We start from the raw sequence: 865 nt of genomic DNA, 5'->3' as shown, positions 1-865 counted from the left end.
CAACCATTTTATTGAAATCTTCTAAATTACGTACGCCACCTGATGCTTTTACTTCTACATCAGCACCTACTGTATCTTTCATTAATTTAACGTCTTCTGCAGTCGCACCGCCACCTGCAAAACCTGTTGAAGTTTTAACGAAGTCCGCACCAGCCGCTTTTGTTAATTCACTCGCTTTTACGATTTCGTCATGGTCCAACAATACCGTCTCAATAATCACTCTTACTGTGTGACCTTTCGCAGCTTCCACCACTGCTTCAATGTCTTGTTGTACATCATCAAAACGTCCATCTTTTAATGCGCCGATGTTGATGACCATGTCCAGTTCGTCGGCACCGGCTTCCCACGCGTCGACCGCTTCTTCGCGCTTGGCGACGGTGGTATTCTGGCCGTGCGGGAAGCCGATGACCGTCGCGAGCAGCACGTCGGGTGCGTACTCGCTCGCCTCGGCGACGTAGCACGGTGGAATGCAGGCGTTCATGCCCCACTCGTCGGCGTCGTCGAGGACGGATTCTACGTCAGCCATCGTCGTCTCGGGACCGAGTACCGTGTGGTCGATACGGGCGGCGAGGTCGTCGCGATTCATACCGGGAGGTGGCAACGCGGGCCTAAAGAACGTAAGGCTTTCACGCCGCCCCGTCGCGCCTCCTGCATGGCCATCCTCCCCGAAGGATTCGCGCTCCCCCCGCTGCCGTATCTCGTCGTCCTCGTCGCGGGACTCGTTGGTGTCGGCGTCGGACTGGTTCGAACGCGCCCGACCGTCTCGTCGGCGCACGTCCTCGCACTCGTCCCGTGGATGGTGACCGGGTCGGTGCTGCACGTCCTGTACGTGGTCGGACTGCTTCCGCCAGTCGTCGAACCGCTG

At 57.7% G+C, this 865-nt stretch carries 1 protein-coding gene and 1 pseudogene; one reads left to right on the top strand and one right to left on the bottom strand.

Going from position 1 to position 865, the window contains the following annotated elements; translation table 11 throughout:
- Positions 1–586 (bottom strand): deoxyribose-phosphate aldolase (gene deoC / locus DVK06_RS16705; protein WP_121601115.1); only part of this gene is annotated, 586 nt, incomplete at its 3' end.
- A gap of 66 nt (positions 587–652) precedes the next feature.
- Between deoC and DVK06_RS16700 the strand changes: the two are divergent.
- Positions 653–865, top strand: a pseudogene (locus DVK06_RS16700) (DUF63 domain-containing protein); the annotation flags it as partial.

The organism is Halorubrum sp. Atlit-28R (genome assembly GCF_003665955.1).
In the GTDB taxonomy this organism is placed as follows: domain Archaea; phylum Halobacteriota; class Halobacteria; order Halobacteriales; family Haloferacaceae; genus Halorubrum; species Halorubrum tropicale.
The sequence above is the reverse complement of the archived record's forward strand: the minus strand, read 5'-3'. Positions and strand labels throughout refer to the sequence as shown.